At 51.5% G+C, this 6,487-nt stretch carries 8 protein-coding genes and 1 tRNA gene; 7 read left to right on the top strand and 2 right to left on the bottom strand.

Annotated features, from left to right (window positions below; all coding sequences use genetic code 11):
- Nucleotide 1: 1 nt before the first annotated feature.
- A tRNA-Asn gene (locus tag I4V53_RS09910) sits at nucleotides 2-77 on the top strand.
- 258 nt (nucleotides 78-335) lie between these two features.
- Here the strand turns inward: I4V53_RS09910 and I4V53_RS09905 are convergent.
- A complete protein-coding gene (locus tag I4V53_RS09905) occupies nucleotides 336-665 on the bottom strand; it encodes a winged helix-turn-helix transcriptional regulator (RefSeq protein WP_195985532.1) in 330 nt (109 codons plus the stop codon).
- A gap of 144 nt (nucleotides 666-809) precedes the next feature.
- Here I4V53_RS09905 and I4V53_RS09900 point away from each other — a divergent pair, with 144 nt between their 5' ends.
- From I4V53_RS09900 to I4V53_RS09885, 4 genes are all read left to right on the top strand, one after another.
- Nucleotides 810-1,211, top strand: a complete 402-nt coding sequence (locus I4V53_RS09900) for a pyridoxamine 5'-phosphate oxidase family protein (RefSeq protein WP_195985531.1) — start codon at nucleotides 810-812, stop codon at nucleotides 1,209-1,211.
- A 109-nt stretch (nucleotides 1,212-1,320) separates the two neighbouring features.
- Nucleotides 1,321-1,923, top strand: a complete 603-nt coding sequence (locus I4V53_RS09895; protein ID WP_195985530.1) for a pyridoxamine 5'-phosphate oxidase family protein — start codon at nucleotides 1,321-1,323, stop codon at nucleotides 1,921-1,923.
- Nucleotides 1,924-1,936: 13 nt separating this feature from the next.
- The gene (locus I4V53_RS09890) at nucleotides 1,937-2,713 is read left to right on the top strand and encodes a protein-ADP-ribose hydrolase (RefSeq protein WP_195985529.1); all 777 of its coding nucleotides are present in this window, start codon (nucleotides 1,937-1,939) and stop codon (nucleotides 2,711-2,713) included.
- A gap of 12 nt (nucleotides 2,714-2,725) precedes the next feature.
- The gene (locus I4V53_RS09885) at nucleotides 2,726-3,622 is read left to right on the top strand and encodes an SIR2 family NAD-dependent protein deacylase (RefSeq protein ID WP_195985528.1); all 897 of its coding nucleotides are present in this window, start codon (nucleotides 2,726-2,728) and stop codon (nucleotides 3,620-3,622) included.
- A gap of 91 nt (nucleotides 3,623-3,713) precedes the next feature.
- On the opposite strand, the gene lexA is transcribed toward I4V53_RS09885, so the two are convergent.
- Nucleotides 3,714-4,298, bottom strand: coding sequence for a transcriptional repressor LexA (lexA, locus tag I4V53_RS09880; protein ID WP_353616505.1), 585 nt, complete (start codon nucleotides 4,296-4,298; stop codon nucleotides 3,714-3,716).
- A gap of 485 nt (nucleotides 4,299-4,783) precedes the next feature.
- Here lexA and I4V53_RS09875 point away from each other — a divergent pair, with 485 nt between their 5' ends.
- Both I4V53_RS09875 and I4V53_RS09870 read left to right on the top strand, forming a co-directional pair.
- Complete coding sequence (locus I4V53_RS09875; protein ID WP_195985527.1) at nucleotides 4,784-5,524, top strand: M23 family metallopeptidase; 741 nt, start codon at nucleotides 4,784-4,786, stop codon at nucleotides 5,522-5,524.
- 381 nt (nucleotides 5,525-5,905) lie between these two features.
- Nucleotides 5,906-6,337, top strand: coding sequence for an adenine nucleotide alpha hydrolase family protein (locus tag I4V53_RS09870; RefSeq protein ID WP_242846236.1), 432 nt, complete (start codon nucleotides 5,906-5,908; stop codon nucleotides 6,335-6,337).
- Nucleotides 6,338-6,487 lie beyond the last annotated feature (150 nt).

Here is a 6,487-nt window from a genome sequence, read left to right as displayed (position 1 = left end):
TTCCTCCTTAGCTCAGCCGGTAGAGCATGCGGCTGTTAACCGCAGGGTCGTTGGTTCGAGTCCAACAGGGGGAGCCAACGAGAAAGAATCTTCTGATTGGAAGATTCTTTTTTGCTATATGCAGATGATTGCTGCTGGAAATATAGCAAAAAATAAAAAATGGTTCTTTGGTAAAAACTGCTTGTGTAACTGGTGAGCGTTTCATTTATGAATAAGAACAGGAAGAGCTTTCAAAGGCGGGAAATCCGCCGTTTGAAGGCTCTTTTTCGTTAAATGTAATGATAGAATAGGGACCTATGAAAACGATCACATAAGTCGCCCGCTGGGAAGTCCGCCTATAGGCGAACGGCCTTTTCCTTGTAAGCGAGGCCCCAGTCCCACATGGCGTCGAGAATGGGTTTGAGACTGCAACCGGTTTCCGTCAGTGTATATTCCACACGCGGCGGCACCTCGGCGTAGACGGTGCGTGTCAGCAGGCCGGAGGCCTCCATATCGCGCAGGTTGGAGGTCAAAACCTTCTGCGTGATGTGGCCGATCGATTTCTTGAGCTCACCAAACCGTTTGGTTCCATCCATCAAATCGCGCAAAATCAGGACCTTCCATCGGTCAGAGATCAGTGTCAAAGTGGTTTCTACCGGGCAGGCCGGTAAGTCTTTGTCTGTCATGCGGGTTTCTCCTCTCAATGGTATCCAAAAGGATACTACAGCACAAAAAAGTGCTTACTTTACAATATCGCTCTATGGCTCTATTATAAATATGAAGGTTGGCAAAAGCAAGCCTAATTTTTAAAATCCGTGGAGGGATTCTAAATGAATGAAGTAACACAATTTTTACAGGCAAATCCGGTTCAATATCTGGCCACCGTCGGCAGGGACGGCAAACCGAAAAACCGCCCGTTTATGTTCTGCTTTGAGCAGGATGGCAAGCTCTGGTTTTGCACCAACAACCAAAAGGATGTCTATCAGGATTTACAGCAAAATCCCTGGGTAGAGATTACTGTCTCCAGTCCGGAGTATGTCTGGCTCCGCCTTTCCGGAAAGGCGGTATTCGAGGATAACAGGAGCGTAAAAGAGGGCTGCATGAATCATCCGATTGTCAAAGGACAGTACCAGTCTGCCGACAATCCGATTTTTGAAGTTTTCTATTTGACGGAGGCACATGCGGTAATCGCAGACTTTTCCGGAAATCCCCCGAGGGAATACGAGCTGTAAGAATGTGGAGAAGATTCCAAATCTGTAAAATCGGGAGCTTTTGTGAACGGACCTCAGCATTCTAATTTACGGTGCGGCTGAAATGCTGGGATACAAAGGAGCGATACATATGGGTGCAAAGGAATACCTGCACTTTTTGCAAAAGGAAATTCATTCTACCGCCGTTGCCACCATCGGCGAGGACGGCCACCCGCAGGTGCGCATCATTGATATGATGCTGGCGGACGATAACAGCCTTTATTTCATCACAGCCAAAGGCAAGGCGTTTTACCGTCAGCTGCTGGAACAGCAATATGTGGCGGTGACCGGACAAAAGGATGGAAAAGCGGTTTCGCTTAGAGGCCGGATCCGCCGGGCTCCCGCAGCGCTTTTGGAGCAGGTATTCCGGGAAAACCCATATATGTGTACGATTTATCCGGGCAGTACCCGGGGCGTACTGGAAGTGTTCCAGTTTTATGAAGGGCAGGGCGAGTATTTCGACCTTTCGCAAAGGCCGGTATTTCGGGAAGCCTTTGCCATCGGCAATATGATGCTACAGGGCGGCGGATACTGCATCACAGACGATTGTATGGGATGTAAATTGTGCGGGCCTGTATGCCCGCAGAAATGCATCGATTTTTCCGTTGCCCCCGCAGTCATCCAGCAGGAGCATTGCCTGCACTGCGGAAAATGCGCGGAGATTTGCCCAAAACAGGCCGTGATACGCCGGTAGAAGGAGAAGCGATATGACACGCGCGGAACAGGAAGTGTATTTGCTCCGGGAGCTGATGAAGGAACAGCCTCATTACTGGGGGACAGAGATTCCACGCAGGCCGGAAGAACGGCAGATGCTGCTGCGCGCTCTGTTCAACGTCCGGCCGCCTGCTCCCGTCAGCGCCGCTTTCCAGCAGGTACAGGACGCCTATTTGCAGGCGGTAACGGAAGAAAAGGGTGTGACCGATGCGGAAACACCGCCGTTTATCCGTCCGAAAATTTGTCTTTGGCAGGGGGATATTACGACTCTGCGGACGGACGCCATTGTCAATGCGGCGAACGATCAGTTGCTGGGGTGTTTTTTACCCTGCCACGGCTGTATAGATAATGCCATCCATACCTTTGCGGGCGTTCAGCTCCGGCTGGCATGCTGGAAATTGATGCGGGACCAGGAGAAAGCGGAAAAACCCGGCTGTGCAAAAATCACTCCCGGCTTTAACCTGCCAGCCAGATATGTCCTGCATACGGTGGGCCCGGTTATCCGGGGGCCGCTGACCACAGCGGATTGTAACCAGCTGACGGGCTGCTACCGTTCCTGCTTGGAATTGGCGGAGAAAAACCGGCTGGAGAGCGTGGCCTTCTGCTGTATCTCCACGGGCGAATTTCACTTTCCCAGACAGGAGGCCGCAGAAATTGCGGTTCGGACCGTGATAGAATTCCTTGCATCGTCGGATGCGGTCCACAGGGTTATTTTTAATGTATTTCAGGATGAGGACCGGCAAATTTATCAGAAATTGCTGCAGGGATGAGAGGGCGACGATATGGGTGAACGGGAAACGCAAAAGGAAGGGACCGCATGGATGGAGCAGGCTGCCGCATGGATTCTGGATGCGGATCGCCTGGTCATCGGGATCGGCAGCGGACTGTCAGCGGCAGGGGGCCTCTGCTACACCGATCCGGCACTTGTCCGGAAATGGTATCCGGAGTACAGCCAAATGGGAATACACACGATTGTGGACATCCAGAGCCTCTATTGGCGGTTATCCCCGGCAAACCGGGAAAAATACTGGGGCTTTTGGGCAAGGCATATCTGGCATATTCGCTATGAAGCGGCCTGCACGCAGCCTTACAGGGATTTGTTTGCCCTGGTTCAGAAAAAGCCGCATTTCATCATTACCACCAACTGCGACAGCCAGGTGGACAAAGCCGGATTTTTCAAGGCGGATATTTTTGCGCCGCAGGGCAATTACGGCTATTTCCAATGTTCCAAACCCTGCACGCAGGAGGTGTATCCAAACGAGGAATGGGTAGAGCAAATGGTGCGCAATATGCCGGATTCCTTTGCCGTCCGCCCGCAGGACATTCTATACTGCCCCAATTGCGGCGCGCCGCTGATACCCAATCTGCGTTGTGATAACGCGTTTGTGGAACGGCCGCATCTGGTCAACTGGGAGCAATACGAGCGGTTTATCCGGGAAGGGGTGGTGCAGAACACGGTGTTTTTGGAATTGGGCGTCGGTTTCAACACCCCGATGATCATACGTTATCCCTTTGAAATGCTGGTGAGCAATTTTCCATCCGCGCGGCTGATCCGGATCAACGATGTGTATGCAGATGTACCGCAGACCATTCGGAAACGGTCCATTTCCATCCGGGCCGATCTTGCGCAGGCAATGAGGGATTTGCGGGGGTTATGCACCGGTTCCGCTTTCCGTTAAGGCAGGAAATGGGCGGCAGGCAAGCCGCTGTCGATAAAGCACAAAAAGAAGCAGCCTCCACGTCTGGAAGGCTGCTTCTCTTATGTATAACTTATTTATAATAGCGCAATACGGCGGCTACTTTCCCGAGAATCGTCACATCCGTAGCATAGATTGGCTCATACTCCGGGTTGTCCGGCTGCAGGCGGATGCGGTCCGGTTCGCGGTGGAAATACTTGACGGTCGCTTCGTCTTCAATCAGGGCGACAACCATATCCCCTTCCTCCGCTACAGCGGTTTTGTGCGCGACAACAACGTCGCCGTCGAGAATCCCCGCGCATTTCATGCTTTCCCCACGGACATTCAGCGCGAAATACTCGTCCCCGTTAAGGCTGGGCGGGCAGAACGGGACATAGCCTTCCACTTCCTCGACCGCCAGGATCGGCTGGCCTGCCGCCACGCGGCCTACAATCGGAACCTGTACGGTGGGTTGTTCCCCTGCAAGATGGATCGCGCGGTTCAGACCGGCGTCCCGGCTGATATAACCTTCGCGCTCCAAAGTCTTCAAATGCGCATGTACGCTGGAGGTGGACTTCAGGCCGGTCGCCTTACAGATTTCCCGCACGGTGGGCGGCAAGCCCCCCTGCGCCCTGCTTTTCAGGTAATCGTATACTTTTTTCTGGCTTTCTGTCAGCATGGTCAGGCCCTCTCTTTCAATCGGTACGGATGGGAAAAAATGCGGCGGAAACCGCAATATCTTGTATGTTCTATTGATTAGTATTATAGCATACAGGGGAGAAGACTGTAAACGTTTGTTTGAAAAGTTTTTTATCAAATTCTTTCCAGTTGGATTCTTTTCTACGATTCGGTACAAAAAACGTTCAAAAATTCCGCAGAAAACGTTAAAAGAATATTCATAGCATATTAACAACTGAAACGGATAAAACGATTATAATAAAGTCGTAATCAAGGAATGGAGCCGCACCAGAACTTGATACATGTTCTACCCTCCTCAATATACCCCTCAAGCTAAAAGAAAAAGGACCGAATCCGCAAGGATTCGGCCTTTTTTCATGTCCGGATCAAATTGTTGCAAAGATTTGGAAAAAGAGTGCCCGTATTTTCGTTCCTTCCGAATATTCCCCGTTTTCAGTGGCAAAAATAAACTCGGAGGTGCAACGAATGAGCAATAAACATTTTCAGAAGAACAATAAATCCAGCAGCTTTTCACCAAAGGGCTTTTACATTGCGTTGGGCGTCTGCCTGATCGCGATCGGCGTGGCAGCCTGGACTACGTACGACAGTGTAGTCAACTACACCAATCCGCAGGAAGAAATCGTCAGCAGCCAGGCGGCGCATCCGGCAAACGAAGCAGTCAGCGGTATTTTGGAGGTTCCAAAGGCCAGCAGTACCGCGCCGGTTTCCTCGGAGGAGCCCAAAAAGACAGAAAGCGCCGTTCCCAGCAGCCAGCCGCCCAGGCAGCCGGCTTCTTCTGCGGAGCCGGCCAAACAGACTGCGGTGACGCCGCAGAGCTTTTCTTATCCGGCAGGGGAAACCGTTTTGCGCGAGTTCAGCGGGGAGAATCTGATTTACTCCGAAACCATGCAGGACTGGCGCGTTCACGCGGGCGTTGATTTTGCCGCCAAGGAAGGCGATCCGGTCAAGGCGATCGCGGACGGCACCGTCAAAGACGCCTATCACGACGACCTGTTCGGAAACGTGGTCTATATTGAGCACGGCAATGTAGGAAGCTGTTACTGCGGCCTGCAGGACATGAACGTCAAAGCGGGCGATACCGTCAAAGCCGGCCAGGAGATCGGGACCGTCGGCGTGACCCCCTGCGAAAGCGCAGATGAAGCACATTTGCATTTTGCGGTCAAAAATTCCGGAAAATGGGTGGATCCTCTTACAATCCTGAAATAAACGCCCTCGCAAACCGCTTAGGGGCGCAGGCAACGGAGCCGGTTTCGGCTCCGTTTTTGCTTGCAAGCATTTATAAAAGTTACATAAAATTTAAAACTTGTAATTAGATTTTTCATATAAATTGTGGTACAATAAACTTGTAAAAGGAAATCGGATTTGAAGCGGGGCAATTCGGAAGAAAACAGGCAGGGTGGGGATGGAAATGTGCACTTTGTAGAAAATTGACGAGTCAATTTACGGATTATTCACAAATTATACACCATCTGTTACCATACCCGCCCAGATTTTTACTATACTTAAAGGGCAAGGAAAACAGATGACACACATTGCGCCGGGGCGTTTTTCTCCCCGGCATGAACCTGGGGAAAGGAGGTCTATTTGGTGAAGACTGGAGGAGCGGTCCTGGTTTGCGTAACAGGCCAGCGCGACTGCGACCGATTGATTCAAGCAGGGAAAAAGATCTCGGAAGAGCGTTCCATACCGATCCATGTACTGTGCGTACAGCCCACCTCGGCGGGATTTGATGCGGATTGCGAGGAACTGGAATATCTCCGGCAGACATCCCGCGACGTGGGGGCTGAAATGTCGGTTTATTTTTACGACGACGCCCCGCTTATGGCAGTCGGCTTTGCAAAGCAAATCGGAGCGACTCACATTGTGACAGGAATGGCGGAAGCGCCTGTCAACGGATTTGTACAAGTCATTCATAAACTTTTGCCGCGCATCCCGATTTCGATGGTGGCGAAGGATGGAATCATATATAATATCTGCCCTGCGGGCCGTACGGCGGCGGCGCCGGCAGCGGTGCATTGACGGAATCTGAAAATTTAATGAGTATCTGATAGGCGTCCCCTGTGAGAGACAGTGAAAAGGAAAACTGTCTTTCACGGGGGACGTTTGTCTGCGGCGCAAAAGCCTGCCATTCCTTTGACCGGTTTCTTCCCCACAAGGCAGAACCCCCTT

The organism is Clostridium sp. D33t1_170424_F3, assembly GCF_015667585.1.
Lineage (GTDB): Bacteria > Bacillota > Clostridia > Oscillospirales > Acutalibacteraceae > Anaeromassilibacillus.
The sequence above is the reverse complement of the archived record's forward strand: the minus strand, read 5'-3'. Positions and strand labels throughout refer to the sequence as shown.

Bases quoted from the DNA above. Each gene is read 5' to 3' on its own strand.
- I4V53_RS09890 (WP_195985529.1), top strand. From the start codon at position 1,937: ATGACACGCGCGGAACAGGAAGTGTATTTGCTCCGGGAGCTGATGAAG.
- I4V53_RS09885 (WP_195985528.1), top strand. From the start codon at position 2,726: ATGGGTGAACGGGAAACGCAAAAGGAAGGGACCGCATGGATGGAGCAG.
- I4V53_RS09905 (WP_195985532.1), bottom strand. From the start codon at position 665: ATGACAGACAAAGACTTACCGGCCTGCCCGGTAGAAACCACTTTGACA.
- lexA (WP_353616505.1), bottom strand. From the start codon at position 4,298: ATGCTGACAGAAAGCCAGAAAAAAGTATACGATTACCTGAAAAGCAGG.
- I4V53_RS09875 (WP_195985527.1), top strand. From the start codon at position 4,784: ATGAGCAATAAACATTTTCAGAAGAACAATAAATCCAGCAGCTTTTCA.
- I4V53_RS09900 (WP_195985531.1), top strand. From the start codon at position 810: ATGAATGAAGTAACACAATTTTTACAGGCAAATCCGGTTCAATATCTG.
- I4V53_RS09895 (WP_195985530.1), top strand. From the start codon at position 1,321: ATGGGTGCAAAGGAATACCTGCACTTTTTGCAAAAGGAAATTCATTCT.